Below are 26,492 nucleotides of genomic sequence, written 5' to 3'. Positions count from 1 at the left end.
AAAGCCGAAGTATTACGGCTATTTACCCTGTTGAATTCGACGTAGAGAACGTTCGCGGCGCGACTCTTCCTTCGTCAAATCCAGCAATGTTTCTTCGATGTAAGCTAAATGAGAGTGTGACATTTCACGTGCCTGTTCTGGCTGTCCTGAAACGATCGCATCCACAATGTTAGCTCGATGTATACTCACTTTCTCCACAACGTCTTTACGACGATGCAACAGCTTTAAATTTTCTAAGACGTTTTGTTCGAGTAACGGAGCCAAGCTACGAACAATGTGCAATAACACCACATTGTGCGCTGCCTCTGTTAAAGCAATAAGAAAAGCCATCACTGCTGCAGATTCGGCTTCAATATCACCCTTATCTTGCGCACCGCGAATTTTTTCTTGGCATGCTTGAATTCGAGCAAAGTCTTCATCAGTGCCACGCAATGCCGCGAAGTAAGCCGAAATCCCTTCCATCGCATGACGCGATTCCAACAAGTCTAGTTGGGTTTCAGAATGGGACGACAACAAATTAAGCAAAGGATCTGAAAAGCTTTTCCAGATATTTTCGCTAACAAACGTACCTCCACCTTGACGGCGAGTAAGCAAGCGTTTTGCTTCTAAACGTTGTATCGCTTCTCGGATCGAAGGACGAGACACATCGAACTGTTTCGCCAGTTCGCGCTCAGGCGGCAGCTGCTGCCCTGGAGCCAGTGTTCCTTCCACTATCAACCTTTCTAACTCTTGTTCGATAACATCGGAGAGTTTTGGCTGACGAATCCTTTGATAAGCCATAGTTTGTTGTTCTTCTTTTTCTTCGCTGACAATTGGTAATACCAATTTTAAGTTGGGCAGAAATTAACATAATTAAAACGCCACTGTCCAGCCTAAAATTGACCTGCATCATAGAACACAGCGTGAATTAACCATGATTTAACAAATGAAATTTAAAACAGCAACCAAATTGGTCTTACCATTTACAGGGGTAATACTTTTGGGGAGTGTTCGTGCTAGAAAGTTTCAGGATAAAAATGAATTGTTTCAGAAAGATTAGCGTCACTCGTTTAAAAATCGAACCAAGCGCACATTTAGGGTGGAAATTCTGTTCATAAGTTTTAATAAATGAGTGTTTGATAAGCTCGTCACACTCTCGATTTATTGATGCTCCCCGTCCGACCACTTCCTTTACAAAAGCACAACAAAAATTCACAAACAATTATGCTCATCGTTGATTATCTAGAGCCCTTCAATGAGCAGAGTCTTGTTGTGAATTCGGATTTAGAAACTCAGTTGGCCTTGATATTTCTTCCAATCAAAAACCAAACCGGGGTCAGTCTTTCGTAGCGGGGCGATGTATTGATGGCCAGTGATACGCTGACGCGTAATCTGCGGGAAGTTCGACACCAATGTCTCCGTTAATTGAGCCAAAGATTGGTATTGCTGCTCGGTATAAGCTACAAAGTCACTACCTTCCAGTTCAATACCAATCGAATAGTCATTGCACCTTTCACGCCCTGCAAAGCTCGACTGGCCAGCATGCCAAGCTCGGTCAAGAAACGAAACGAACTGCACCACTTCCCCATCGCGACGAATCAAACAGTGCGCTGATACGCCCATTTGGTGAATCACCTTAAAAAATGGATATTCCTTCGGGTCGAGTTTGCCCGTAAAAAACTGTTCGATGTAAGGCCCACCAAATTGACCCGGAGGTAAACTAATGTTGTGAACCACCAGCAGAGAGATATCGTCGGCACTCGGTCGAGCATCAAAATACGGGGAAGGAACATGCCGAGCGTTGTCGTACCATCCGTTAGAGCTGATCGTCATCTTGGTCTCACTTTCGTTTCTGCTAGCACAATAAGATGTGACCTTGCCCATAGAGCAGTCGCGCTAGCCTCTTTAATTTGAAGTTAAGCAAGAGTATCATTCCATTCCCACTCCCTTTCAAGATTAGATTTGCGATGAAAAACACACATAACAGCCACCAACGCCTTGACTACTTAAAAGAGCAACTGCCTCTAGAGATCACTCGTGCAGTCGCTGAGACCATCAAAGAAGATCTAGGTGGAACGTTAGATCCAGCGGCTGATATTACGGCAAGTCTAATCCCTGCAGACGCAGTCAACAGTGCAACCATCATTACCCGTGAGCACGGCGTATTCTGTGGTAAAGCTTGGGCTGATGAAGTGTTTAAGCAACTGGGCGGTGAAGTGACTATCGAGTGGAACGTAGAAGATGGCGACAAGGTTGAACCAAACCAAACACTTTGTACCTTAACAGGTCCAGCACGCGCGCTATTAACGGGTGAGCGCAATGCAATGAACTTCATTCAAACGCTATCTGGTTGTGCGACTACTACGGCTATCTATGCAGACAAAATCAAACACACAGAGTGCCGCTTGTTAGATACTCGTAAAACGATTCCTGGCCTGCGCAGCGCACTAAAATACGCAGTCGCTTGTGGCGGCGGTTTCAACCACCGTATTGGGGTTTTCGATGCTTACCTAATCAAAGAAAACCACATCATCGCTTGTGGTGGTATTGAGAAAGCTATTTCAACAGCAAAAGAGCTAAACCCGGGTAAGCCTGTAGAAGTGGAAACTGAGAGCCTAGAAGAGCTAGAGCAAGCGATCAGCGCTGGCGCAGACATCATCATGCTAGATAACTTCACCACAGACATGATGCGCGAAGCTGTGAAAATCAACGCAGGACGTGCAGCACTAGAAAACTCTGGCAACGTGACTCTAGATACCATTGCTGAGTTCGCTGAAACGGGTGTTGATTACATCTCGGTAGGCGCATTAACTAAGCACCTAAAAGCAATGGACCTATCAATGAGATTCAAAGCGTAATTGACGGAATAATAAATAATTTCCGTAAAGGCACTGTTGATAACGGTGCCTTTTTATTGCCTGAATTATCAGTATTTCAAGCAGTTATTTAAGCTGATCGCATAAATTTGCGCGCTATATGAAACACCACACTAATAAATACAAAACCACTCGCGACCACACCTGAATCTCATTCCACTTCCCTATTCCGACTTCTATTCTGTCAATCAACCAGTGCCTGCACTGAAATAAACTAAACAATGGAATAGAACAATGAATAACAAAAGTAAAAGAACAAATCAGAAAGGCTTTACGCTGATTGAATTGATGATTGTAGTGGCGATTATTGGGATCTTATCGGCGTTTGCTGTTCCTGCTTATCAAGATTACACGAAAAAAGCGACTCTATCCGAATTTCCGAAAGCAGCCGCTGCTGTAAAAATGGCTGTTGAATTATGTGCACATGAAAGTGCTTCGGATGGTGATACATTTAAAACAAATTGTGTAAGTACTACCGACAATATTCCCGCAGCATTTGACCTTAACAGTATGAACATATTAGCTATTGGAGGCACCAGTTCAGGAGCTGTAGATGTAAGAGTCAAAGCGACTGCAATCAAAGGGCCTATTGCTGCAAATGAAACTTACGTAATGACAGCAACGTATACTACAAATGGCATCACGTGGGAGAGTAAGTGTTATACAGACGCAGCATTGAACAATCAACAAGAGACCTACTGCCCATAATGTTAACCAACCTCCCAACCGTTCTCCGTCAGGCTGGCTTACTTAGCCTGACTCAGGAACAAGCTGTTGCGGAACATGTGGAAGCTTCAGGTATATCTACACCTGAAGCTTTACTCGCTCTGAATTTCTTCAGCAGCGATTCCTTAGCAAACAACATTAAAACCATCTTCGGCTTACCGTTAGTACGATTAGCCAATACTGACTACGAATCCCTGTGTGAACAATTAGGACTTCGTGAACTAATTACCAAGTATCGTGCTATTCCAATTTCAGTTTCTAGCTCAACTCTCACACTCGCTTCTGCCGACCCTACGAATTTACAGGCTGAAGATGACTTTCGATTCGCAACCGGATTACAGATTGAATTGGTTGTTGCTAATTACTCTGAATTAGAAGGTGCGATACGCAAGCTGTATGGCCGCTCTATTTCCGGGCAAGATTCTAAGCGTAAAGAGATCACCCAAGATGAGTTAGCTAACCTCGTGAAGGTATCTGACGACGAAATAACGCCGATTGAAGATCTCAGCCAAGATGACTCTCCTGTCAGCCGCTTTATCAATCAGATCTTGGTTGATGCGGTACGTAAAGGCGCATCGGACATCCACTTCGAACCTTATGACGAACACTTCCGTGTGCGCCTGCGTTGTGATGGCATATTGGTTGAAATCCAACAGCCCGCCTCTCATTTAAGCCGTCGTCTGTCAGCTCGCTTAAAGATCCTCGCTAAACTCGATATTGCCGAACGTCGCTTACCTCAAGATGGCCGTATCAAACTGCGTTTAAATGACGAACTGGCAATTGATATGCGCGTATCAACGCTGCCTACATTATGGGGCGAGAAGATCGTACTGCGATTGCTTGATAGCAGTGCGGCCAATCTCGATATCGACAAGCTCGGTTACAGCGAGGCTCAAAAAGCCCTCTACCTCAATGCACTAAAGCGCCCACAAGGGATGATCTTAATGACCGGGCCAACCGGCAGCGGTAAAACGGTTTCTCTTTATACTGGACTTCGAGTACTCAACACCTCTGAACGCAACATCTCAACAGCTGAAGACCCTGTAGAGATTAACCTGTGTGGTATCAATCAAGTACAGGTGACGCCTAAGATTGGCTTTGGTTTCGCCGAGGCACTACGATCGTTTTTACGACAAGACCCAGACATCGTGATGGTTGGAGAGATCCGCGACTTGGAAACCGCAGAGATCGCGATCAAAGCATCGCAAACCGGTCACTTAGTGCTTTCGACACTGCACACTAATTCCGCCGCAGAAACCGTGACCCGGCTTGCTCATATGGGGATAGAACCCTTTAATCTTGCTTCGTCCTTAAGCTTGATCATTGCTCAACGTCTTGCGAGACGCTTATGTGACCACTGCAAAGAAACTGACGATTCACCGGACATATTTCTGCGTCACTCGATTCCTAACAGCCAAACCATCTACAAAGCTAATCCCCAAGGGTGTAATGAGTGTAACCAAGGTTATTCGGGGCGAGTGGGTATCTATGAAGTGATGCCGTTTAGCGATCAACTGAAAAGCAGCCTAATCGACAAACCTAACGCGTTAGCCATTGAAAACTTGGCTCGTCGAGAAGGCATGAGAACTCTGCAAGAGTCAGGGTTAGATAAATTGCTTGAAGGCACCACCAGCTATCAAGAGCTGCAACGTGTTCTGTACATATAAACCCATGGAGCACCAATGAGTAGCAAATCCAAACAATCACAACTAAAAAGCTATCACTGGAAAGGCATTAACAGCTCAGGCAAGAAAGTGTCTGGGCAAACCTTAGCGCTCACTGAATTGGAAGTACGAGAAAAGCTCAAAGAACAGCATATTCAGATTAAGAAAATCAAAAAGAAAAGTATTTCAGCCGTCACTCGTTTAACCCATAGAGTAAAAGCCAAAGACATCACTATTTTGACTCGGCAGCTTGCTACCATGCTGGCCACTGGTGTGCCTATCGTACAAGCCATCAAGTTGGTGTCGGACAATCACCGCAAAGCTGAAATGAAATCGATTCTATCGCATATCTGCAAAGGTGTAGAAGCCGGAACGCCAATCTCAAAAGCAATGCGAACCGCAAGCCGTCACTTTGATGACCTATACACTGATTTGGTCGCCACAGGCGAGCTCTCCGGTAACCTAGCACAAGTGTTCGAACGTTTGGCGACCTATAGAGAAAAGAGCGAGCAGTTAAAGTCCAAAGTCGTCAAAGCACTCATCTACCCCGCGATGGTGGTCACCGTTGCACTGACCGTTTCTTATTTAATGCTGACCATGGTGATTCCAGAGTTTGAGTCGATGTTTTCAGGCTTTGGCGCCGACCTGCCTTGGTTCACCCAACAAGTACTCTACCTTTCCCATTGGATGCAGGCTTACAGTTTTTATACGGCTGTAGGCATCGGGCTTGTTTTCCTGATTATTTACCAACTGTGTCAGCGTTCCCACTCGATCAGACTGTCTGTTAGTCGGCTAGGATTACGCTTTCCTGTTCTCGGCGGCGTATTAGCCAAAGCCTCCATTGCCAAATTCAGCCGAACCTTATCGACCAGCTTTAGTTCTGGCATTCCGATTTTAATGAGCCTCAAGACCACAGCCAAAACCGCAGGCAACCTGCATTATGAGTCGGCCATCATCGAGGTTCACCGAGAAACGGCTGCTGGCATGCCAATGTATATCGCAATGCGCAATACCAACGCCTTCCCTGAAATGGTGTTACAGATGGTGATGATCGGTGAAGAGTCAGGAAACCTTGATGATATGCTCAATAAAGTAGCCTCGATTTACGAGTTTGAAGTAGACAACACCGTCGACAATTTGGGCAAGATTCTAGAGCCACTGATCATCGTGTTTTTAGGCACTGTCGTTGGCGGGCTTGTGGTTGCGATGTACTTACCGATCTTTAATCTTATGAGTGTGTTAGGATAGTTAAAGCAACTAAACACCCATGAGCAGCAATCTCTGCTCACCTTGATTAAGTGGTAAAGGACACTATGGAAGTATTTCACTACTATCCTTGGCTATTCCCCGTATTAGCTTTCATTTTTAGCCTTCTTATCGGCAGCTTCCTCAACGTAGTCATACACCGTTTACCGATTATGATGGAACGCGAATGGCAACAAGAGTGCTCGGAATATTTCTCTCAATATAAAATTCCAGCGCCAGAGGGAAAGTTCAATCTCAGCATTCCTCGTTCAACCTGCCCGAAATGCAAAACCCAATTAAGAATCGTCGACAATATCCCAGTGTTAAGCTGGTTGCTCTTAAAGGGTAAGTGCCACAGCTGCGCTAATCCAATCAGTGCTCGCTACCCTTTGGTCGAACTGCTTACCGCAATACTTTGCACAATGGTTGCTAGCCACTTTGGTTTCAGTTACTACGCCATTGCTTTGATTTTTTTCACCTTCGCACTGATTACCGTGACCTTTATCGATCTCGATACTATGTTGTTGCCTGATCAGATCACCTTGCCTTTGGTTTGGTCTGGTATCGCTTTAGCACTGTTTAATATCAGCCCAGTATCACTTCAAGACTCAGTTGTAGGTGCAATGACTGGCTACCTAGCGCTGTGGTCTGTTTATTGGTTGTTCAAACTACTGACAGGCAAAGAAGGCATGGGTTACGGTGACTTCAAACTCCTGGCTGCGCTTGGCGCATGGCTTGGTTGGCAGCACCTACCGATGATCATCCTTTTATCTTCGCTGGTTGGCCTTGTGTTTGGTTTGATTCAACTTCGCTTGAAACAGCAAGGCATAGATAAAGCTTTTCCATTTGGCCCCTACCTTGCGATTGCAGGTTGGGTAAGCTTGATGTGGGGTAACGACATCATGGGTTGGTATTTCACTTCTGTACTAGGAATTTAACCATGGCAATCATTATCGGATTAAGCGGTGGTATCGCCAGTGGCAAAACCACCGTCGCTAACCTGTTCAATGAGCATTTTAATATAGATATTGTTGATGCTGATATCGTGGCACGTGAAGTGGTTGCGCTGGGCAGTGTCGGCTTAAAACAGATTACAGAACACTTTGGTGAGTCTATCTTGCTTGACGATGGAACACTCAACCGAAGTAGGCTGCGTGAGCTGATCTTCTCAGATCCTAAAGAAAAGCAGTGGCTCAATGATCTTCTTCATCCCATGATCCGTGACAAAATTGACAGTGACCTGTCTAAAATCACATCCCCGTATGGTTTATTAGTTGCACCGCTATTGGTGGAAAACCAAATGCAAGGCATGGCCGATCGCGTATTAATTGTTGATGTGCCAGCAGAAGTTCAAATAGAACGTACGATGAGTCGTGACAATGTTTCTAGGGAACAAGTTGCATCAATTTTAAAATCACAGGCTTCAAGAGAACAACGCTTAGCAGTTGCAGATGACGTGATTAAAAACCATACTAAAAACCAAGAACTTTTGCCTCAAATCACAGATTTACATCAAAAGTATCTGGCAATCAGTGCTGTAGATGGGTCAGAATAGAACAATGTTGAATGAAGGTTTGCTCGATGATCACCCATAAATTTGAACATCCTCTAAATGAGAAAACACGCATCTACTTAAGAGTCGAATCACTCTTGAGGCAGCTACACTTGTCTTCTACATTTTCCGATGCTCAACAGTATCAACTCTTTTTCCGTTCCATCTTTGATCTGATTGAAATCTTCGAACAGATCCAACTCAAGAGCGAACTGGCAAAAGATATTGAGAAGCAACGTGTAACCTACAAAAGTTGGTTGGATGTTGAAGGTGTCGATCAAGAGATGCTGACATCACTGCTTAATGACATTGGTAACATCTATCGTGATCTGATGCAGGCAGAGCGTTTTGGCCAGTCACTTAAGGAAGACCGCTTCCTGAGTGCCATTCGCCAACGCTTTAATCTTCCAGGTGGCTCATGCTGCTTTGATTTACCGGCACTGCATTATTGGCTGCACCTTCCTCTCGATAAGAGAATGAGAGATGCTAAAGCGTGGATGGATAGCTTACAACCTCTGTATGAAGCGCTAACACTGTGGTTGAAGCTCACCAGAGAGACTGGTCACTTTAAAGAGCAAATCGCTCGCGCTGGCTTCTTCCAGAGCGATGCCGATGAAGCGAATATCCTTCGTCTATCTATTCCAATGCAATACGGTGCCTACCCGATGATCTCAGGTCACAAGAACCGCTTTGCTGTTAAGTTCATGAGCTTTGAAACAGGGCAAGCCTGTACTCAAGACATTGAATTTGAATTGGCTATCTGCACCTAATTAATTTTCTTTTTTTAGTTTGGCTTGAGTCTTCACTCGAGCCTAAACTCACTATTATTACACCTTCAAATTAAGAATCACTATGTCGAAGAAAATCACCATCGTTAAATGCCCTCAATGTAATGCTGACGTTGAATGGGGCGAACAAAGCCCGCACCGCCCGTTTTGCAGCAAGCAATGTCAGATGATTGATTTCGGTGAATGGGCAGACGAAGAGAACAGCATCGCTGGCGCACCAGATATGTCAGATAGCGATGGTTGGTCGGAAGATCCGTACTAAGCGAGTAGCGAGTAGCGAGTAGCGAGTAGCGAGTAGCGAGTAGCGAGTAGATTTTGAAGGGTTGGCGTTTAACGTCAATCCTTTTTTATTGCCTATAACACGGCGTTAGTAGAGATTCCCTACTCCTTCCTTCGTCAGTCTAGGGAATGACGGTTAAATATGAGTTTCGGTTTGTTCCGTCATCCTCCAGAGCGAGGAATGAGCTAATTGGGGATCTCTTACCTGCGAAACTCCAAATAACAGACACAAAAAAGCGGAGCCAAATGGCTCCGCTTTTATCGATAGAATGCAAAAAGAATTACTTCTTAGTAAGCTTCTCTTTAATACGAGCTGACTTACCAGAACGCTCACGTAGGTAGTACAACTTGGCACGACGTACTGCACCACGGCGTTTAACTTCGATGCTATCAACCATTGGAGAGTGAGTTTGGAACGCACGCTCTACGCCTTCACCGTTCGAGATCTTACGAACTGTGAATGCAGAGTGTAGACCACGGTTACGAATAGCGATTACAACGCCTTCGAAAGCCTGTAGACGCTCACGGTCACCTTCTTTTACCTTAACCTGAACTACAACAGTGTCACCTGGTGCGAATTTAGGAAGGTCTGATTTTAGTTGCTCTTCTTCAAGAGCCTTGATGATGTTGCTCATTTGTATAAATTCCTAGAATAAACTGATACTAAATTTAATAGGTTACTGCTTGCTTTTCGTTAAGAGCGTTGCTCTTTAATGAATTCAGCCAGTAATTGTTCCTGTTCGTCAGTCAGAGCTAGGTTTTCCAGGAGTTCTGGTCTTCTTAGCCAAGTTCGGCCCAACGATTGTTTTAATCGCCAGCGACGAATGTCCTTATGGTTTCCAGACTTGAGTACCGATGGTACATCTTTATCGTCTAGCACCTCAGGGCGCGTATAATGGGGACAATCTAGCAAACCATTTGCAAAAGAATCTTCTTCTGCTGAAGCGAAATCTCCAAGTACACCCGGAACAAACCGAGATACTGAATCAATCAGCGTCATGGCTGGCAGTTCGCCACCCGTCATCACAAAATCTCCAATCGACCATTCTTCGTCAACTTCAGATTGAATGATGCGCTCATCTACCCCTTCGTAGCGACCACAAATAAGAAGTAAATTCTCGTTTGTTGCCAGCTCTTCAACACCTTTCTGGTCGAGTTTACGACCTTGAGGTGAAAGATAGATAACTTTCGTCTTTCCCGGTGCTGCTTGCTTGGCCGTTGTGATAGCGTCGCGCAAAGGCTGAACCATCATTAACATGCCAGGACCACCACCGTAAGGTCTGTCATCAACAGTGCGATGTTTATCATGAGTGAAATCACGAGGATTCCATGTCTCAATAGATAAAAGACCTTTTTTAACCGCTTGACCTGTTACTCCAAAATCAGTAACAGAACGGAACATTTCAGGAAAAAGGCTAATAATGCCAACCCACATGTGTTCTCTCGCTCTGTAATTTGGAGTTAGAATCCAGGATCCCAGTCAACTTCGATCCGGCGAGCTTCGCGATCAACTTTCTTGATCACTTGCTCTTCAAGGTACGGTACTAACCGTTCCTTTTGGCCAAAAGCATCTTTAAGATTTGCTTTGATTACTAGAACATCGTTCGAGCCAGTTTCTAATAGGTCAGTGACCTCACCAAGGTCGTAACCTTTAGTGGTAAAAACTTGCATACCGAACAATTCGCGCCAGTAGAATTCATCTTCTGACAATTCAGGTAACGAAGCAGGGTCAATAGCAATTTCAAAGTTAGTCATCAGTTGCGCGTCTTCACGAACATCTAATCCCGCTAGCTTACATACATAACCTTGGCCATGACGTTTCCAGCTCTCAACTTTGTACTCAACCCACTTACCCTTTAGGTTTAAATACCAAGGGCTGTAATCAAATATGCTTTCAGCATTGTCTGTGTAGGAGAACACTTTGAGCCAGCCACGAATACCATAGGTAGACCCAAGTTTACCCATGACAATTCTATTATTTTGCTCGCTCATAGTTTCTTTACCCTTCATCGACATAAGCTATTTCTCTTTAAAAAAGAATCAAGCCGCTTTTTGAGCGTCTTTAACTAGCTTAGCTACACGATCAGATAGAGATGCGCCTTGACCAACCCAGTGGTTAACACGATCTAGGTCTAGACGTAGACCTTCTTCTTGACCTTGAGCTGTAGGGTTAAAGAAACCTACTTTCTCGATGAAACGGCCAGTTGCAGCGTTACGGCTATCCGCAACTACGATTTGATAAAATGGGCGCTTCTTTGCACCGTGACGTGCCAAACGAATGGTTACCATGTCGTCCTCTTTGCTTTCTTAATAAAATAATTAACCCCAAGTATAAGTAAATAGCTTGGGGTCTCGTGCCAAATTAAAGCCCCGGAATTTTACTCTTATTCCGGTGCAATGCAAGGGCTTTAGCTATTTTTTCACCAACATAGCTGCCGTACACTTTCTGTGACACGGCTAACACTATGAAAAGTAACGTAGCTAAAGCTTACATTTGTAGATTATCGACCAAACGGGTTAAAGCCACCACCCATTCCGCCCATACCTCCACCGCCGCCCATCATGCCTTGCATGTTGCGCATCATGCCTTTCATGCCACCTTTCTGCATCTTCTTCATCATCTTCTGCATTTGGGTGAACTGCTTAAGCATACGGTTTACATCTTGTACCTGTGTACCAGAACCAGCGGCAATACGCTTTTTGCGAGAGCCTTTGATTAGGTCAGGGCGTTGACGCTCTTTCATGGTCATAGAGTTGATGATCGCTTCCATCTGCTTGAACATCTTGTCATCAACTTTATCTTTAACGTTATCTGGTAGCTGAGACATGCCTGGAAGCTTATCCATCATGCCCATCATGCCGCCCATGTTTTGCATCTGACCTAGTTGTTCACGGAAGTCTTCAAGGTCAAAGCCTTTCTTCTCTTTGAACTTCTTAGCCAGTTTCTCTGCTTTCTCGGTATCAACGTTTTTCTGTAGGTCTTCAATAAGAGACAGTACGTCGCCCATACCTAAGATACGAGAAGCAACACGATCTGGGTGGAACGGTTCTAGTGCGTCAGTCTTTTCACCAACACCCAAGAATTTAATCGGCTTGCCTGTGATATGACGAACAGACAGAGCAGCACCACCACGCGCATCACCATCAACTTTCGTCAAGATAACACCGGTTAGTGGTAGCGCATCACCAAAGGCTTTTGCAGTGTTCGCAGCATCTTGACCTGTCATTGCATCAACAACGAACAGTGTCTCTACTGGTTTAATTGCAGTATGAAGCTCTTTGATCTCGCCCATCATCTCTTCATCGATAGCCAAACGACCCGCAGTATCGACAAGTAGCACGTCGTAGAATTTCTTCTTCGCGTGGTCGATTGCAGCGTTTGCAATATCAAGAGGTTTTTGATCAGCTGAAGATGGGAAGAAGTCTACGCCAACATCGCTTGCTAACGTTTCAAGCTGTTTGATTGCCGCTGGACGGTAAACGTCGGCAGACACAACCAAGACTTTCTTCTTGTCACGCTCAGTTAGAAGCTTAGATAGCTTACCTACCGATGTGGTTTTACCCGCACCTTGTAGACCCGCCATTAAGATAACGGCTGGCGGCTGCGCTGCTAGGTTAAGAGCCTCGTTAGACTCACCCATCACCGCTTCAAGTTCAGCTTGAACGATCTTAATGAATTCTTGACCAGGCGTTAGAGATTTAGAAACCTCAACACCCACAGCGCCTTCTTTTACGCGCTTAACAAAATCGCGGACAACGGGCAGTGCAACGTCAGCTTCAAGTAGCGCCATACGTACTTCACGCAGCGTCTCTTTAATATTGTCTTCGGTCAGACGACCTTTACCGCTGATGTTCTTCAGCGTTTTGGATAGACGATCCGTTAAATTATCAAACATAGTTTTCTCTTCGCTCAAAACTGCGACTATTACTGTGAGTATACATTAGCGCGGATTAGAGTCATACCCGTTGTAGAGCGTTAATCATCCGTGCTTGTGATGTGAGACATTATTCACTTGGAATTGAATGAGGTTCGCCATAGCCCCAAAGAGCGATGCGAGGTATAATTCGCCAATTAGTAATCATTAAAATGGATACCATGGACAGTCTTATTGCGATCGCAGCAGCCTTTCTTTATACAATGGCGATTTCCACGATCATTCCAGGTCTCGTGCACCAAACAGGAATCCGTGTAAAAACGGTGTTTATCAGCGCATTACTTGCTCTAGCTTTCCATGCTTGGTTGCTTGGCGATTTGATTTTTAATGCCAGTGGCCAAAACCTCAGTATCTTGAACGTTGCTTCATTAATCAGTTTAATCATATCTGTGGTAATGAGCGGTGCAATGCTCAAAACCCGTCTGTGGTTTATCTTACCCGTCGTCTATAGCTTCGCTGCGCTGAACTTGATGGCTGCCACTTTTCTTCCAAGCACCTTCATCAAACATCTAGAGAATGACCCAAAACTGCTCGTGCACATCTCTTTGGCTCTATTCTCATACGCAACGTTAACTATCGGTGCGCTATACGCCCTGCAACTTGCGTGGCTAGATCACAAACTTAAAAAGAAAAAAGCCTTAGTGATAAACCCTAACCTACCTCCTTTAATGATGGTGGAAAGACAGCTTTTCAAGATCATTTTGATTGGTAATGGCTTATTAACAGGTACCTTGTTAACGGGTCTCATCTTCGTGCAAGATATGTTTGCTCAAGGAAAGGCACACAAGGCTGTGTTGTCTTTTATCGCTTGGGTTATCTACTCCATCCTTCTGTGGGGTCACTATCAGAAAGGTTGGCGTGGACAGAAAGTCACTTGGTTCGCACTGGCCGGCGCCAGCATGCTCACATTAGCCTACTTCGGTAGCCGCTTCGTCCAGGAAATCATCCTGAACTAGTCTGTAAAATAAAGGCAAGGTCTCACATACCTTGCCTTTAAAATATTGAGTGCAATACATTCAATTGACATCTCGACCATGTTCGGTCATAAATTAATCAAGATACACAAATAGGAAAAGAATAGTTTTGGACGACATATCAACGGGTATCTTATTTGCGCTACTCGCGTGTCTCATTGTAATTTCTGGTTATTTCTCTGGTTCCGAAACGGGCATGATGTCCCTGAACCGCTACCGTTTAAAGCACTTGGCCAATACGGGTCATAAAGGTGCCAAACGTGTAGAAAAACTTCTGAACCGCCCAGACAGATTGATTGGCCTCATCCTCATCGGCAACAATCTCGTCAACATTCTTGCATCTGCGATCGCTACTATTCTTGGTATGCGCATCTACGGGGATATCGGTGTGGCTATCGCTACTGGTACCCTGACTCTCGTGATCCTAGTATTCGCCGAGGTAACCCCAAAGACCATCGCTTCTCTATTTCCTGAACGTGTCTCTTACGCGAGTAGTATCCTTTTGATGATACTGATGAAGGTGCTATCACCATTGGTGATCTTAGTGAACTTCATTACCAACGGCTTCATTCGTATCTTAGGCGTTAAAGCCAGCCATGATGCAACCGACCACTTGAGCTCCGAAGAGCTTAGAACCGTGGTAAATGAAGCCGGTAGCTTAATCCCTCAACGTCACCAAGATATGTTGGTGTCTATTCTGGATTTAGAGCACGTCACCGTGAACGACATCATGGTGCCGCGTAATGAGATTACTGGTATCGACATCAATGACGACTGGAAATCGATCGTTCGTCAACTTACCCACTCGCCTCATGGTCGCGTAGTGCTGTACCGTGACCAAATAGATGAAGTGGTCGGCATGCTTAGGCTGCGTGAAGCTTACCGTCTGATGCTTGAAAAGAACGAATTCAATAAAGAAACCCTGTTGCGTGCCGCGGATGAGATCTACTTTATTCCTGAAGCGACACCACTCAATATTCAACTGCTTAAGTTTCAACGCAATAAGCAGCGCATCGGTTTGATTGTTGATGAGTATGGCGACATCAATGGTTTGGTTACATTAGAAGATATTCTAGAAGAGATCGTAGGTGAGTTTACCACCTCAATCACCCCAAGCTTATCTGAAGAGATTACTCCGCAAAGCGATGGCAGCTTCTTGATTGAAGGCAGTGCCAATATCCGAGATATCAACAAAGGCTTACAGTGGGCACTGCCTACCGATGGCCCAAGAACGCTGAATGGTTTGATACTGGAACATCTTGAAGATATTCCTGAGAGTCACCTGAGTGTTCAGGTTGCCAGCCACCCAATGGAAATTGTTGAGCTTGAAGAGAACCGCATCAAACTGGTTCGCGTGTTCCCACAGATCGTGAACGGCTAACTGAGTTATCACTGAATCTCTGTCTCGCCCTAAAATACGTTGACGAAAAAGGCCCGGTTCATTGAACCGGGCCTTTTAGTATCTAACTCGCCCTATCTAGGGTAGCTATCAATGACTAGTCGATCTTAAGCTCTTGCAGCATAGACTCTGGCAGTGCCAGTTCATCATTCTTGTTTACAGAGATGCCTGCAGCGATGATCGCATTCGCGATCTCTTTCGCTTCATCCAAAGAGTGCATTGCCGCGGTACCACATTGGTATTCGTTCAGCTCAGGGATCTTATTCTGGTTCTCAACTTTCAGTACGTCTTGCATCGCTGCCAACCAACCGTCAGCCACTTGTTGTTCTGTAGGCGTACCAATCAGGCTCATGTAGAAACCAGTGCGACAGCCCATCGGTGAGATATCGATGATCTCTACATCTGAACCGTTCAATTGATTACGCATGAAACCAGCATATAGGTGCTCTAGAGTATGGATACCTTTCTCAGATAGGATGTCTTTGTTTGGCGCAGTAAAACGCAGGTCAAACACAGTGATGGTATCCCCTTTTGGGGTTTGCATTGTTTTAGCAACACGAACGGCAGGTGCGTTCATGCGTGTGTGATCAACAGTGAAACTATCTAATAAAGGCATTGCTCTTCTCCATGACGGCTGGCTTTAGAAAAACCAGCTTCGATTGTCTTCTAGTTCTTTGCGGCACTGTTTCAGCTGCCATCCATAATCTTTTGCTTGCTGTTCGACTTTGCGCGCCACCTTAATTAGCGATGGCTTGCTGTTGTATGACTTACGCTTATAACCACCACGGCCTTCATGATAAGCCAGGTATTGGTTATATGGGTCCCATAGTGAGATGCCCAATTGACGACGCGTCTCGCTGGTATACCAACCGATGAACATCAATGCATCATCAAAGTTGGTTCTTGAACCACCGTTATTGGTCGCCTTTTGGAAGTCTTCCCAAGCAGGATCTTGAGCTTGTGCATAACCGTAGGCACTGCTTACACGCCCCCACGGTATAAAGCCAAGAATGTAATCTTTAGGTGGGCGCGCATCATGACGATAGCTACTCTCTTGTTTCACAAAAGCCATCGCAACGTTAATCGGCGTTCCCCATTCTTCTTGCATATCCAAGGCATCTTCATACCATGAAGGGTGCTCTCGAAAGATGCTACACAAATTATCTTGCTGCTTTGGCGGTGGCGTTGCACATCCAACCAACAGGCTAGAGACAACACCAACAGTCACTACAGGTAACCATTTACTACTCACTCGAGTAGGCTGACCTAATAAGGCTTGCTTCCTTTCCACCAAAGTCTCGCTATGCTTTTAAATACGAAAAATAATCCGCTAAGAAGCTATCAAAATCTTGAGTGCTTGCTTCTTCACTTTGTTGCTGAGCAATCACAGAACGTTGAACTTCTGCTTCCATCAACTCAGCTGAATATACTTTGTATTGGTGCGCTTTGTGTTGCTGAGCGTACGTTTTACCTAACGCGCAACCCACTTTACCTAAGCCGCCCAATTTTTTGGTCTCTTCTAGCAACTGGCCAGAAATAGTTAGCTCAGGGTTATCAATCCAAGCCTCAAGCGTATCGCATGTTTCTTGGTATGCACGACCACCTTGTTCAGCGTCCATCATCTCGGCAATAGAGCGCAGATCTTTGAAGACACGCTTCGCCCAATCTTGCAGAGACAATCGCTCACCATGACAACCGATTTGCAGCTCTAGACCAGCTTGACGACCTTCTAAGATCACCTTGTTCCAGTTGTCGCGCCAGCACTCAAGTTCGCAGTTATCCATCTCAGCAGAGTCTGTTAGTACACTCCACGTTAGGAATAGATCCAAGAAGCGAACTTGCTGTTCGGTGATACCGATTGAGCTGAATGGGTTTACATCGAGAGAACGCACCTCGATGTACTCAACACCTCCGCGAGCCAACGCTTCAGATGGCTTCTCACCACTTTTCGCGACACGCTTAGGACGGATTGGAGCGTAAAGCTCATTCTCAATTTGCAGTACGTTGCTATTTAGCTGACGGTATTCACCATCAACCTTAGTGCCAATTTCGGCGAATTCTTCTGATGGCGTACGAATCGCTTGATTCAAACCTTCAAGGTACTGACCCAGGCTGTTGAAGCCAATCTTCAATACACTTTGCGCACTGTTCGTGTAACCAAGATCACTCAGGCGCAGCGCCGTTGCTTTTGGCAGATACAATGTCTCACCAACCTTTTCAAAAGGTAGGTTTGTTTCTCTTCCTTTGATGAAAGAAGAACATAGCGCAGGTGAAGCACCGAAGAAGTATGGGATTAACCAACCAAAGCGGTAGTAGTTACGAATCAAACCAAAGTAAGCATCTGACTTAGATTCACAACGCGCTTCTTCAGTTTGCTCTCCAAACAGGCTATCCCAAAAGCTTTCTGGGAAAGAGAAGTTGAAGTGAACACCAGAGATAATCTGCATCAGGCTACCGTAACGACGTTTTAGGCCTTCACGATATAGGGTCTTCATCTTACCGTTATTCGAGGTGCCGTATTGCGCTAGCTGAATGTAATCTTCACTACCAACATAACAAGGCATAGAAAGCGGCCATAGTTTTTCGCCGTCTAACTTGGTTTGCGTGAAGTGATGGATATCAGATAACTGATTCAAAAGCGTCGGAACGTCGTTAGAAACAGGCGTGATAAATTCCAGTAGCGACTCAGAGAAATCGGTCGTTACCCATTCGTTCATCAACGCAGATCCCAAAGCCTCAGGGTGCGGCTCAGTAGCAAGGTGCCCATCTTCCGTGTAGCGTAATGTTTCCCTTTCAACACCACGACCAAATTGAGAGAAGGTCTTAGGGTTGGTTGCAACTTGCTTTAGTCGCGCAGCAAAATCAGTCAAAATTCAGTTCACTTATCTTATATTGTTCTGATTAGAACTATCATAAATTAGGTTGGAGGAGAAAAGTAGAGTCTCTTCCCTCCCCCTTTAATGTGTACTCTAACGAATGATTTCAAGCTCTTCTATTGGAATATCTAACTTTTCTAATTGCGGGCGAAGCGAAGTCGCGTCACCAACAACGATTATTTGATAATCATTCGGGTCAAACCATTTCTTAGATAGCTCGTTTAAGCTCTCTTTTGAAACCGTTTCAACTATCTGATTACGCTGTTGTAGGTAATCTTCATCAAGGCTCAATGCAACAATATTACTCAACAACCCAGCCTTTTGACTTGGCGTTTCGTATTTGAGCGCATCTTGTTGACCGACGGCAAGGCGCATAAATTTCACCTCTTCGTCAGTTAATCCACTCTGGCTAAACTCATTCAGCTCATTAATAAATTCTTGAATCGATGGAACCGTCGCATTCGCCCTTACCTGCGCGCTAAATACCACTGCACCAGTTTCTCGAGTACTTGCGAAGTAACCGCTTGCACCGTAAGTGTAAGCTTTGTCTTCACGTAGGTTCTGGTTGATACGACTATTGAAGTTGCCCGCTAAATTAAAGTTAGCTAGCTGGCTCAAATACAATTCACCCGTTGCATCAAACGGCAGGCCTTTACGAACCAAGCGAACAATGCTTTGCGGCGCACCCGGTTTATCGACTAAGTACAGGTGCTGACCAGAAAGCTCTTTGACGATCTGTGGACGCGTTAATGGTGCCGCATCGCCTTGCCACTCTTCAAAGAATTGTAGCTGTTTCCCTACCTCTTTCTTCGAGATGTCTCCCACAACAACAATATTGGCACCTTCTGGTGTGTAATGTTGCGCATAGAATTTTTTCACATCGTCTAAGGTCAATTTCGATAGAGATTCCTTAGTACCATCACTTGCACGAGCAAAAACAGTGTCACCAAACAGCACTTCACGGGTTGCTTGAGAAGCCATCCAACTTGGCTGCTGATGCTGATACACAACGCCTTCTAGCATCTGTTTCTTAACGCGCTCAAAATCTTGCTCATCGAACTTAGGCTCGAATAGAACCTCTTGCACAATCGCTAAGGTTTGAGGCAAGTTTTTCTCTAGCGCCGAGACTGAAATATCTGTGGTGTAGCTGCCCGCACTAATGCTCACACTGCTACCAAGTTTATCTAAGGTCGCTTGTAACTCTTCAACGGTCCGTTTGATTGAGCCTTCTTCCATCATCGAAGCCGTTAGGTTCGCTAGGCCTTCTTGTCCTTTGCGAACATAACGCTCGCCAGCTGGAAGTTGAATCTGTAACTGTACTGTCGGTGTTTCGCTGGTCACAGTACCAATCAAGTCCGTGCCATTTGCAAAGTGCATGCGGTACAACTCTGGCATGGTCGCCTCAACACCAAAGTTCACTTCTGGCATTACGCTGCGATCAAAGGTATTCGGTGCCTTTCTGAAGTTCAGTTGGTCTTCCGTCATCTTGCTGTATTCAGGCAACGTACGTGGTGGCGTGGTAAAAGTCGCTTCACGAACCGCCAAATCGAGCTTTTTCTTAGGAACCACACTCAAGGTAACCTTGTGCTTACCTTCGATGAAATCTTGGTATGCCTTGCTCACGCTCTCAGGCGTCACCGCTCGGATTTGATCGAGTTGTGATTCAATGCGATCAGGCTGACCATAGAAGGTTTGGTTCGACGCGAGTTGCGACACCTTACCTTTAACACTTTGCAATGCGAAAACGGCATTCGCTTCTGCCATGCCGGTGATCTGGTCTAAACGCGCTTGCTCAACGCCCTCTTTCGAGAATTGCTCTAGGGTATCCATCAGCTCTTTATTAAGAACCGTCAAATCGCCTTTTTCACCTGAGTTGCCCATTGCATACACGTACATGGTACAAGCAAGCTCAGCACAATCATGGAAAGATCCAGCGCTGACTGCCTTCTGCGTTTTTACTAGGTTTTGATATAGATAACTGTTGGTACCTGAACCTAACACGTTAGACAATGCATTCAGTGAAGCTTGCGTCTCTTCGCCGCGATACGTTGTTGGCCAACCCACAAGCACCATCGGCTGACGAATATTGTCTTCTAAGGTGATGTACTTATCTTCTTTTAGAACAGCAGGTTGCTTCTCTGCCGCCTTCACTTCAGGGCCTTGAGGAATTGGACCAAAGTACTTGTTAACCCATTCTAGCGTATCATCAACGTCGATATCACCACCAATCGTTAACACGGCATTGTTTGGGCCGTACCAACGCAGGAAGAACGCTTTAAGATCATTCACGTCAACACGGTCAAGATCTTCAACATAGCCGATTGGTTGCCAAGAGTAAGGGTGACCTTCTGGGTATAGCGCTTCGCCCATGCGTTCCCACATTAAGCCGTAAGGACGATTTTCGTAGCTCTGCGCTCGCTCGTTCTTGACCGTGCCTCTTTGCACCTCAAATTTCTTCTGAGAAACTGCATCCAACAAGAAGCCCATTCGGTCTGATTCTAACCACAGCATTTTTTCAAGTTGGTTAGAAGGAACAGTTTCAAAGTAGTTGGTGCGGTCACGATTGGTCGTGCCGTTTAACGAACCACCCGCTTCGGTAATGATCTTAAAGTGCTGTTGGTCCCCAACGTTCTCAGAACCCTGGAACATCATGTGCTCAAAGAAGTGAGCAAAGCCCGACTTGCCTATCTCTTCACGTGCTGAACCGACGTGATAAGTCACATCAACATGCACCAACGGATCGGAATCATCAGGGGAAAGAATAACTGTCAGGCCGTTTTCAAACTGATACTTGGTGTAAGGAATCACCACTTTATCTTTAGAGGGCTTTACCTCTTCTAACAGAGTGACACCTTCAGGTAACGAGGAAAAGAAGGGCGTTGAGCTAGGTACATTGTAAGAACAGCCTGCAATGGCGATAAGAGAAAATGTACCAAGTAAAACCTTTTTCATAGGTTCTCCTTAGAAAAAACCGAAGTAGATAGCAGCAAGTAAGCTATAGCGAGCGGCTTTGCCAATCGCTATCAAAATAACGCTAGGGATGAATTTCATTCTTAGCCAACCCGCCGCTAGACACAAAGGGTCACCAATGATCGGTAACCAACTAAATAACAGTGTCCAGTAGCCATAACGACTCAGCCAAGCCATAGCCTTATGACCATGCTTTTCAGATTGAGTTCGATTAGGCAACCACAAACCAATCCAATAGTTAGTCAGGCCGCCTAAGGTATTGCCTAATGTCGCCACCAGAATGATCGATGAGGTTGAAAACTGATCTAAGCTCAATGCAGCCACAAGGCTAGCTTCTGAACCACCGGGTAGTAACGTGGCACTCAAGAAGCCACTGATGAAGAGTACCCACAGCGCCGAGTCCGAGAACCACAGCGCGATATTTTCAAAAAGGGAGTTAAAAAATTCTAACACTGCCTATCAACTTTCTTGCATTTTAAGTAGCACCTTGCCTCTGGTGTGTCCGGTTTCAACCTGCAGGTGCGCCGACTGCGCCTCGTCTAACTGGTAGATACCTTGAATTTCTGTTTTGAGCAATCCGACACTGACCATGTAAAGCATAGTGTCCATTTGCTCAGGGTTTGGTTCAACCAGCATGCCTGATGCAGTAAAACCTAATAGTGTTGCTTTCTCACAGATAAGTTCTGCAGATAGAGTCGGCACAGTCACGACTCGCGCGCCATCTTTTAGGCACTTCAATGCATCAAGCGCGGTATCGCCACCGACCAAATCAATCAGCACATCGACATCTGATACTCTTTCTGATGCTGGCGCAAACTTATAGTTAATCGCGTGAGCACCTAGCGTCGCAAGGTAATCAAGATTGGCTTCGCTGCAGGTTGTGTAAACCTCAGCTTTTGCTGCCACTGCAATTTGAACCGCAAGGTGACCAACGCCGCCCGCGCCCGCTAAAATAAGCACGCGGTCGCCTTCTTTCACTTCGGCTTTGTTGAGCGCTTGTGCCGCGGTTTGACTCGCGAGTGGTAATGCAGCTGCCGCTTCTAAAGTGACAGAATCAGGAACCATACTTAGTGCCGCTTCTGGAACACACACATATTGGCTGTAACCGCCACCTTGCAGTGGAAAACCAATAAAGCCAGCCACGTTATCACCAACAGTAAAGCGTTCAGCCTGTTCGCCTAGCGTGACAATTTGCCCTGAAATATCGTAGCCAGGTACCCAAGGCAGGTTATCTTTGTTTTGTGCTGCCGCCCAACCAAGGCCCGCTCGGGTTTTGACATCAATCGGATTAATGCCTGAAAAGGAAACTTTAACCACCACTTCTCCAGCCTTAGGCTCAGGGATCGCACTGGTTTGAATACTTAGGTTTTCGACGCCGCCGAATTGAGTAATCGCAATCTGTTTATTTTCCATTTCCACATTTCCTTGATTGATAAAAGCCCTAGTGAGCAAGCACCCTAATTAATAAAAAGAAAGGGATGCGAAAGCATCCCTTTGACTATAAACCATTTAATAAGGCGAAGTTAACCGCTCATTCGTAAATTGACGACCAATTAACGTAACGATACATGACCCAGCAAATCCACTAGCCCACGAGAGCTAATAGAATACCCGCCGCAACCGCACTACCAAGTACACCGGCTACGTTCGGACCCATTGCATGCATCAATAAGAAGTTCTGAGGGTTTGCCTCAAGACCAACCTTGTTCACAACACGTGCCGCCATTGGAACCGCCGATACGCCAGCTGCGCCAATCAGTGGGTTGATGTCCTCTTTCGAGAATCGGTTCAACACCTTAGCCATCAATACACCACCCGCCGTACCGATACTGAACGCGACCGCACCTAAACCTAGAATACCCAGTGTTTCTAAGTTCAAGAACGTATCCGCTTGAAGCTTAGAACCAACCCCTAGACCTAGGAAAATAGTTACAACGTTAATCAGTTCGTTTTGAGCTGTTTTTGAAAGGCGATCAACCACACCCGCTTCACGCATTAAGTTACCCAAACAGAACATACCAACTAGAGGTGTTGCTGAAGGTAGGAACAAAATCGTCATCAGTAGTACAGCAAGCGGGAAAAGAATCTTCTCGGCTTTGCTAACGTGACGAAGTTGAGCCATCTTAATTTTGCGCTCTTCAGGAGACGTTAACGCTTTCATGATTGGTGGCTGAATGATAGGAACCAAAGCCATGTAGCTATAAGCCGCTACTGCAATGGCACCTAAAAGATCCGGAGATAACTTACTCGCCAAGAAGATCGCAGTTGGGCCATCGGCACCACCAATGATCGCAATTGACGAAGCATCGGCCATCGAGAACTCCATTCCTGGAACGTAGTTCAGCAAGATCGCGCCAAATAGCGTCGCGAAGATACCAAACTGAGCCGCAGCCCCTAGCCACAACGTTTTAGGGTTCGCAATCAACGCACCGAAGTCCGTCATCGCACCAACACCCATAAAGATCAGCAGTGGGAAAATACCTGTCTCAATACCAATGTAGTAGACGTAGTAGAGCAAACCACCTGGATCAGTAAACCCAGCATTTGGAATGTTTGCTAATACAGCACCAAAACCAATAGGCAGTAGAAGTAACGGTTCAAATCCTTTACGAATTGCCAAAAACAACAGTAAGCAACCAACCAGCATCATACAGATCTGGCCGAACTCAAAGTTCGCAATCCCTGTTTCAGACCATAAGGTCATCAATCCTTCCATGGTACTCCCTTACGCTAAGCTTAGTAGTGGAGCGCCTACAGTAACTGCATCGCCTTCTTTAACATTCAATTCTTGAACGATACCACCACGAGCAGCACGAACTTCCGTTTCCATCTTCATCGCTTCTAGGATTAGTAGAACGTCGCCTTCAGAAACCTCAGTACCCGCCTGAACGTTTACTTTAAAGATGTTACCCGCCAATGGAGCTGGAACCGCTTCAGCGTCAGACGCTGCTACTGGTGCAGCCTGAGCAGGTTTTGCAGATGGCGCCACCGATGTCAGTTCACCTTGTGGGCCAACTTCAACATCGTAAACTTGACCATCAACCTTCACGCTGTAGCTTTCAATACCACCAGAAGCTTGTACAGGAGCTGCAGCAACTGGAGCCGCAACTTCTAGCGTTGGTGCAGGTTCAAATGCTTCAGGATTACGACGGTTCTTAAGGAACTTAAGACCCACTTGTGGGAAGAGCGCGTAAGTCAGTACATCATCAACCGTATCTTCAGCTAGAGAGATACCCTCTGATTTCGCTTTCTCTAACAGATCCGTCGTTAACGTATCCATTTCAGACTTAAGTAAATCAGCAGGACGACAAGTAATCGGCTCTGCACCGTCTAGAACTTTCGCTTGCAGTTCAGTATCCACTTCAGCAGGAGCTTGACCGTATTCACCTTTCAGTAGACCAGCAGTCTCTTTCGTGATGCTCTTATAGCGTTCGCCCGTTAAGACGTTAATAACCGCTTGAGTACCGACAATCTGAGAAGTTGGTGTTACTAAAGGAATGTAACCAAGCTCTTTACGTACGCGTGGGATCTCTTCTAGAACTTCATCCATGCGATCGGCGGCGCCTTGCTCTTTAAGCTGGCCTTCCATGTTAGTTAACATTCCGCCAGGAACTTGAGCGATTAAGATGCGAGAATCGACACCTTTTAGCTGACCTTCCCATTTCGCGTACTTTTTACGTACATCACGGAAGTAAGCCGCGATGGGTTCGATTTGGTCTAGTTTAAGATTCGTGTCGCGCTCTGTACCTTCTAACATCGCAACAACCGTTTCGGTTGGCGTATGACCGTAAGTACAGCTCATTGAAGAAATAGCGGTATCTAGAATGTCGATACCCGCTTCAACGGCTTTAACCGCTGTTGCAGTCGATAGACCAGTTGTCGCGTGGCTATGCAGTGCTAGAGGAACGTCACACGATGCTTTGATACGTGTAATCAGCTCTTCTGCTTCATACGGCTTTAATAAACCTGACATATCTTTGATACATAGTGAGTGACAACCTAGGTCCTCTAGGCGTTTGGCCAAATCAACCCAAGTATCTGAATTGTGGACCGGACTGGTTGTGTAAGACAACGTACCTTGAGCGTGGCCACCAACGTCGATCGTTGCTTTCACTGCTTTTTCAAAGTTACGCACGTCATTCATCGCATCAAAGATACGGAATACGTCCATGCCGTTTTTATGGGCACGTTCAACAAATTTTTCTACTACATCATCCGCGTAGTGACGGTAGCCCAATAGGTTTTGACCACGCAGTAGCATCTGCATTGGTGTGTTTGGCATCGCTTTTTTCAGCTCACGCAAACGCTCCCATGGATCCTCGCCAAGAAAACGGATACACGAATCAAACGTCGCGCCGCCCCAAGTCTCAAGTGACCAGTAACCGACTTTATCCAGTTCTGCCGCAATTGGCAGCATATCTTCGATACGCATACGAGTAGCAAATAGTGACTGGTGCGCGTCACGAAGTACCACATCTGTGATAGCTAGTGGTTTAGACATGCTCATAAACTCCTTTTTAATCCTTTAAATGCTACTTAGCAGTAGACGCACGGTATTGATGAACCGCGGCCGAAATTGCTGCCACTACCTGTGGACTAACAGCTGAAGGGTTTGATTGTGATTTTTGAATTTTTTTAGGTGCTGCGATCGGCTCTGGTACTTCTTCTGGTACCAGTTTTGACATCAACCGAACGAGGTAAACTAGAATAGTTAGGAAAATAAAGACAACGGACATCCCCGTTATCATTAGAGTCGCCGCATCTCCTAGCAGGCTTCCAATATTAGTCATGTTGCTTCCTTTCTTCGTCATCCTGACATACGTACAGGATTTCAGCGAATAGTGATCCCGACCCATGGATTATCTCGATTGGTAAAAGTTTGTCAATTTTGTTTAAGGTTCTGTTACGGATAACGCACACATAAGGTTAATTATTCGCCTATCAGATCACATAAATCTGTCAAATACGTCATTTTTAGATATTTAAACTGTGACTTAAACGGGGCTTTTCTGGGAATTGATATGAGAAAGGTGGAATAACAAAGAAGCAATCAAGAACTACTTTAAATACAACAAGTTAAACAACTAACAAATTTAACATTGTCGCAACAAATTTGCAGCAGACATAAAAAAAGCCTCGTATAAACGAGGCTTTTTCTAATAATGTGGCGCGCTCTGGAGGATTCGAACCTCCGACCGCCTGGTTCGTAGCCAGGTACTCTATCCAGCT

General features: G+C 45.5%; 26 protein-coding genes. 10 read left to right on the top strand and 16 right to left on the bottom strand.

From position 1 onward, the window contains the following. Positions 1–18: 18 nt before the first annotated feature. Together pdhR and ampD are read right to left on the bottom strand one after the other, a co-directional pair. Entirely contained in the window at positions 19–780 is a 762-nt protein-coding gene (gene pdhR / locus AB6E78_RS18525) for a pyruvate dehydrogenase complex transcriptional repressor PdhR (RefSeq protein ID WP_029225519.1), read from the bottom strand. A 483-nt stretch (positions 781–1,263) separates the two neighbouring features. Continuing rightward, positions 1,264–1,863, bottom strand: a complete 600-nt coding sequence (ampD, locus tag AB6E78_RS18520) for a 1,6-anhydro-N-acetylmuramyl-L-alanine amidase AmpD (protein ID WP_372111949.1) — start codon at positions 1,861–1,863, stop codon at positions 1,264–1,266. Positions 1,864–1,946: 83 nt separating this feature from the next. On the opposite strand from ampD, the gene nadC reads away from it, so the two are divergent. The 8 genes from nadC (at position 1,947) to yacG (ending at position 9,092) form a co-directional block, all read left to right on the top strand. Beyond that, positions 1,947–2,837: a carboxylating nicotinate-nucleotide diphosphorylase gene (gene nadC / locus AB6E78_RS18515; RefSeq protein WP_372111946.1), complete on the top strand. Its 891-nt coding sequence runs from the start codon at positions 1,947–1,949 to the stop codon at positions 2,835–2,837. Between the two features lie 252 nt (positions 2,838–3,089). Then, on the top strand, positions 3,090–3,563 hold the full coding sequence (locus AB6E78_RS18510) for a prepilin-type N-terminal cleavage/methylation domain-containing protein (protein WP_016800656.1): 474 nt from the start codon (positions 3,090–3,092) through the stop codon (positions 3,561–3,563). Continuing rightward, on the top strand, positions 3,563–5,248 hold the full coding sequence (pilB, locus tag AB6E78_RS18505; protein ID WP_372134049.1) for a type IV-A pilus assembly ATPase PilB: 1,686 nt from the start codon (positions 3,563–3,565) through the stop codon (positions 5,246–5,248). Before AB6E78_RS18510 ends, pilB begins: the two co-directional genes overlap by 1 nt. 15 nt (positions 5,249–5,263) lie before the next feature. After that, entirely contained in the window at positions 5,264–6,493 is a 1,230-nt protein-coding gene (locus AB6E78_RS18500; protein WP_017071015.1) for a type II secretion system F family protein, read from the top strand. Between the two features lie 65 nt (positions 6,494–6,558). Beyond that, a complete protein-coding gene (locus AB6E78_RS18495; protein ID WP_372083296.1) occupies positions 6,559–7,428 on the top strand; it encodes an A24 family peptidase in 870 nt (289 codons plus the stop codon). Between the two features lie 2 nt (positions 7,429–7,430). Continuing rightward, on the top strand, positions 7,431–8,045 hold the full coding sequence (coaE, locus tag AB6E78_RS18490) for a dephospho-CoA kinase (protein ID WP_017058946.1): 615 nt from the start codon (positions 7,431–7,433) through the stop codon (positions 8,043–8,045). A 26-nt stretch (positions 8,046–8,071) separates the two neighbouring features. After that, on the top strand, positions 8,072–8,812 hold the full coding sequence (gene zapD / locus AB6E78_RS18485) for a cell division protein ZapD (protein ID WP_017063237.1): 741 nt from the start codon (positions 8,072–8,074) through the stop codon (positions 8,810–8,812). 82 nt (positions 8,813–8,894) lie between these two features. Next, complete coding sequence (gene yacG, locus AB6E78_RS18480) at positions 8,895–9,092, top strand: DNA gyrase inhibitor YacG (RefSeq protein WP_010435916.1); 198 nt, start codon at positions 8,895–8,897, stop codon at positions 9,090–9,092. 298 nt (positions 9,093–9,390) lie between these two features. Here the strand turns inward: yacG and rplS are convergent, their stop codons facing one another. The 5 genes from rplS to ffh all read right to left on the bottom strand — a co-directional run bounded on the left by rplS (position 9,391) and on the right by ffh (position 13,005). Beyond that, entirely contained in the window at positions 9,391–9,744 is a 354-nt protein-coding gene (gene rplS, locus AB6E78_RS18475; RefSeq protein ID WP_004735514.1) for a 50S ribosomal protein L19, read from the bottom strand. 59 nt (positions 9,745–9,803) lie between these two features. Further along, entirely contained in the window at positions 9,804–10,544 is a 741-nt protein-coding gene (gene trmD, locus AB6E78_RS18470) for a tRNA (guanosine(37)-N1)-methyltransferase TrmD (protein ID WP_017061056.1), read from the bottom strand. A gap of 26 nt (positions 10,545–10,570) precedes the next feature. Beyond that, positions 10,571–11,125 (bottom strand): ribosome maturation factor RimM, encoded by a 555-nt coding sequence (rimM, locus tag AB6E78_RS18465; protein ID WP_017063236.1) that lies wholly within the window; start codon positions 11,123–11,125, stop codon positions 10,571–10,573. 24 nt (positions 11,126–11,149) lie between these two features. Next, positions 11,150–11,398, bottom strand: coding sequence for a 30S ribosomal protein S16 (gene rpsP, locus AB6E78_RS18460; protein ID WP_004410028.1), 249 nt, complete (start codon positions 11,396–11,398; stop codon positions 11,150–11,152). Positions 11,399–11,610: 212 nt separating this feature from the next. Further along, entirely contained in the window at positions 11,611–13,005 is a 1,395-nt protein-coding gene (gene ffh, locus AB6E78_RS18455; RefSeq protein WP_010435884.1) for a signal recognition particle protein, read from the bottom strand. Between the two features lie 200 nt (positions 13,006–13,205). Here ffh and AB6E78_RS18450 point away from each other — a divergent pair, with 200 nt between their 5' ends. Together AB6E78_RS18450 and AB6E78_RS18445 are read left to right on the top strand one after the other, a co-directional pair. After that, positions 13,206–14,000, top strand: a complete 795-nt coding sequence (locus tag AB6E78_RS18450) for an inner membrane protein YpjD (RefSeq protein WP_019825854.1) — start codon at positions 13,206–13,208, stop codon at positions 13,998–14,000. A 127-nt stretch (positions 14,001–14,127) separates the two neighbouring features. Next, positions 14,128–15,399, top strand: a complete 1,272-nt coding sequence (locus tag AB6E78_RS18445) for an HlyC/CorC family transporter (RefSeq protein WP_017063233.1) — start codon at positions 14,128–14,130, stop codon at positions 15,397–15,399. A gap of 115 nt (positions 15,400–15,514) precedes the next feature. On the opposite strand, the gene luxS is transcribed toward AB6E78_RS18445, so the two are convergent. The 9 genes from luxS to AB6E78_RS18400 all read right to left on the bottom strand — a co-directional run bounded on the left by luxS (position 15,515) and on the right by AB6E78_RS18400 (position 26,053). Further along, the gene (luxS, locus tag AB6E78_RS18440) at positions 15,515–16,033 is read right to left on the bottom strand and encodes an S-ribosylhomocysteine lyase (RefSeq protein ID WP_017056597.1); all 519 of its coding nucleotides are present in this window, start codon (positions 16,031–16,033) and stop codon (positions 15,515–15,517) included. 24 nt (positions 16,034–16,057) lie between these two features. After that, a complete protein-coding gene (locus tag AB6E78_RS18435; RefSeq protein WP_017629422.1) occupies positions 16,058–16,708 on the bottom strand; it encodes a hypothetical protein in 651 nt (216 codons plus the stop codon). A 10-nt stretch (positions 16,709–16,718) separates the two neighbouring features. Then, the gene (gene gshA / locus AB6E78_RS18430; RefSeq protein WP_372134050.1) at positions 16,719–18,287 is read right to left on the bottom strand and encodes a glutamate--cysteine ligase; all 1,569 of its coding nucleotides are present in this window, start codon (positions 18,285–18,287) and stop codon (positions 16,719–16,721) included. Positions 18,288–18,386: 99 nt separating this feature from the next. After that, positions 18,387–21,245 (bottom strand): M16 family metallopeptidase, encoded by a 2,859-nt coding sequence (locus tag AB6E78_RS18425; RefSeq protein ID WP_372134051.1) that lies wholly within the window; start codon positions 21,243–21,245, stop codon positions 18,387–18,389. 9 nt (positions 21,246–21,254) lie between these two features. Then, positions 21,255–21,716 carry a YqaA family protein gene (locus AB6E78_RS18420; protein ID WP_017059555.1) on the bottom strand — a complete coding sequence of 154 codons (462 nt, stop codon included), beginning with the start codon at positions 21,714–21,716 and terminating at the stop codon, positions 21,255–21,257. A gap of 6 nt (positions 21,717–21,722) precedes the next feature. Beyond that, positions 21,723–22,676 (bottom strand): NADP-dependent oxidoreductase, encoded by a 954-nt coding sequence (locus tag AB6E78_RS18415; RefSeq protein ID WP_048612341.1) that lies wholly within the window; start codon positions 22,674–22,676, stop codon positions 21,723–21,725. Positions 22,677–22,848: 172 nt separating this feature from the next. Then, positions 22,849–23,979, bottom strand: a complete 1,131-nt coding sequence (locus AB6E78_RS18410; protein ID WP_019825842.1) for a sodium ion-translocating decarboxylase subunit beta — start codon at positions 23,977–23,979, stop codon at positions 22,849–22,851. Between the two features lie 9 nt (positions 23,980–23,988). Further along, positions 23,989–25,764, bottom strand: coding sequence for a sodium-extruding oxaloacetate decarboxylase subunit alpha (gene oadA, locus AB6E78_RS18405; protein ID WP_372105036.1), 1,776 nt, complete (start codon positions 25,762–25,764; stop codon positions 23,989–23,991). 31 nt (positions 25,765–25,795) lie between these two features. Continuing rightward, positions 25,796–26,053 (bottom strand): oxaloacetate decarboxylase subunit gamma, encoded by a 258-nt coding sequence (locus tag AB6E78_RS18400; RefSeq protein ID WP_004741884.1) that lies wholly within the window; start codon positions 26,051–26,053, stop codon positions 25,796–25,798. Between the last annotated feature and the right edge of the window lie 439 nt (positions 26,054–26,492).

The organism is Vibrio sp. 10N.247.310.98 (genome assembly GCF_041467395.1).
GTDB classification, from domain to species: domain Bacteria; phylum Pseudomonadota; class Gammaproteobacteria; order Enterobacterales; family Vibrionaceae; genus Vibrio; species Vibrio crassostreae_C.
The sequence above is the reverse complement of the archived record's forward strand: the minus strand, read 5'-3'. Positions and strand labels throughout refer to the sequence as shown.

What these genes read in the sequence shown, in the direction of transcription:
- pdhR (WP_029225519.1), bottom strand. Translation starts at nt 780, where the DNA reads ATGGCTTATCAAAGGATTCGTCAGCCAAAACTCTCCGATGTTATCGAA.
- ampD (WP_372111949.1), bottom strand. Translation starts at nt 1,863, where the DNA reads ATGGGCAAGGTCACATCTTATTGTGCTAGCAGAAACGAAAGTGAGACC.
- nadC (WP_372111946.1), top strand. Translation starts at nt 1,947, where the DNA reads ATGAAAAACACACATAACAGCCACCAACGCCTTGACTACTTAAAAGAG.
- AB6E78_RS18510 (WP_016800656.1), top strand. Translation starts at nt 3,090, where the DNA reads ATGAATAACAAAAGTAAAAGAACAAATCAGAAAGGCTTTACGCTGATT.
- pilB (WP_372134049.1), top strand. Translation starts at nt 3,563, where the DNA reads ATGTTAACCAACCTCCCAACCGTTCTCCGTCAGGCTGGCTTACTTAGC.
- AB6E78_RS18500 (WP_017071015.1), top strand. Translation starts at nt 5,264, where the DNA reads ATGAGTAGCAAATCCAAACAATCACAACTAAAAAGCTATCACTGGAAA.
- AB6E78_RS18495 (WP_372083296.1), top strand. Translation starts at nt 6,559, where the DNA reads ATGGAAGTATTTCACTACTATCCTTGGCTATTCCCCGTATTAGCTTTC.
- coaE (WP_017058946.1), top strand. Translation starts at nt 7,431, where the DNA reads ATGGCAATCATTATCGGATTAAGCGGTGGTATCGCCAGTGGCAAAACC.
- zapD (WP_017063237.1), top strand. Translation starts at nt 8,072, where the DNA reads ATGATCACCCATAAATTTGAACATCCTCTAAATGAGAAAACACGCATC.
- yacG (WP_010435916.1), top strand. Translation starts at nt 8,895, where the DNA reads ATGTCGAAGAAAATCACCATCGTTAAATGCCCTCAATGTAATGCTGAC.
- rplS (WP_004735514.1), bottom strand. Translation starts at nt 9,744, where the DNA reads ATGAGCAACATCATCAAGGCTCTTGAAGAAGAGCAACTAAAATCAGAC.
- trmD (WP_017061056.1), bottom strand. Translation starts at nt 10,544, where the DNA reads ATGTGGGTTGGCATTATTAGCCTTTTTCCTGAAATGTTCCGTTCTGTT.
- rimM (WP_017063236.1), bottom strand. Translation starts at nt 11,125, where the DNA reads ATGTCGATGAAGGGTAAAGAAACTATGAGCGAGCAAAATAATAGAATT.
- rpsP (WP_004410028.1), bottom strand. Translation starts at nt 11,398, where the DNA reads ATGGTAACCATTCGTTTGGCACGTCACGGTGCAAAGAAGCGCCCATTT.
- ffh (WP_010435884.1), bottom strand. Translation starts at nt 13,005, where the DNA reads ATGTTTGATAATTTAACGGATCGTCTATCCAAAACGCTGAAGAACATC.
- AB6E78_RS18450 (WP_019825854.1), top strand. Translation starts at nt 13,206, where the DNA reads ATGGACAGTCTTATTGCGATCGCAGCAGCCTTTCTTTATACAATGGCG.
- luxS (WP_017056597.1), bottom strand. Translation starts at nt 16,033, where the DNA reads ATGCCTTTATTAGATAGTTTCACTGTTGATCACACACGCATGAACGCA.
- AB6E78_RS18425 (WP_372134051.1), bottom strand. Translation starts at nt 21,245, where the DNA reads ATGAAAAAGGTTTTACTTGGTACATTTTCTCTTATCGCCATTGCAGGC.
- AB6E78_RS18415 (WP_048612341.1), bottom strand. Translation starts at nt 22,676, where the DNA reads ATGGAAAATAAACAGATTGCGATTACTCAATTCGGCGGCGTCGAAAAC.
- AB6E78_RS18410 (WP_019825842.1), bottom strand. Translation starts at nt 23,979, where the DNA reads ATGGAAGGATTGATGACCTTATGGTCTGAAACAGGGATTGCGAACTTT.
- oadA (WP_372105036.1), bottom strand. Translation starts at nt 25,764, where the DNA reads ATGTCTAAACCACTAGCTATCACAGATGTGGTACTTCGTGACGCGCAC.
- AB6E78_RS18400 (WP_004741884.1), bottom strand. Translation starts at nt 26,053, where the DNA reads ATGACTAATATTGGAAGCCTGCTAGGAGATGCGGCGACTCTAATGATA.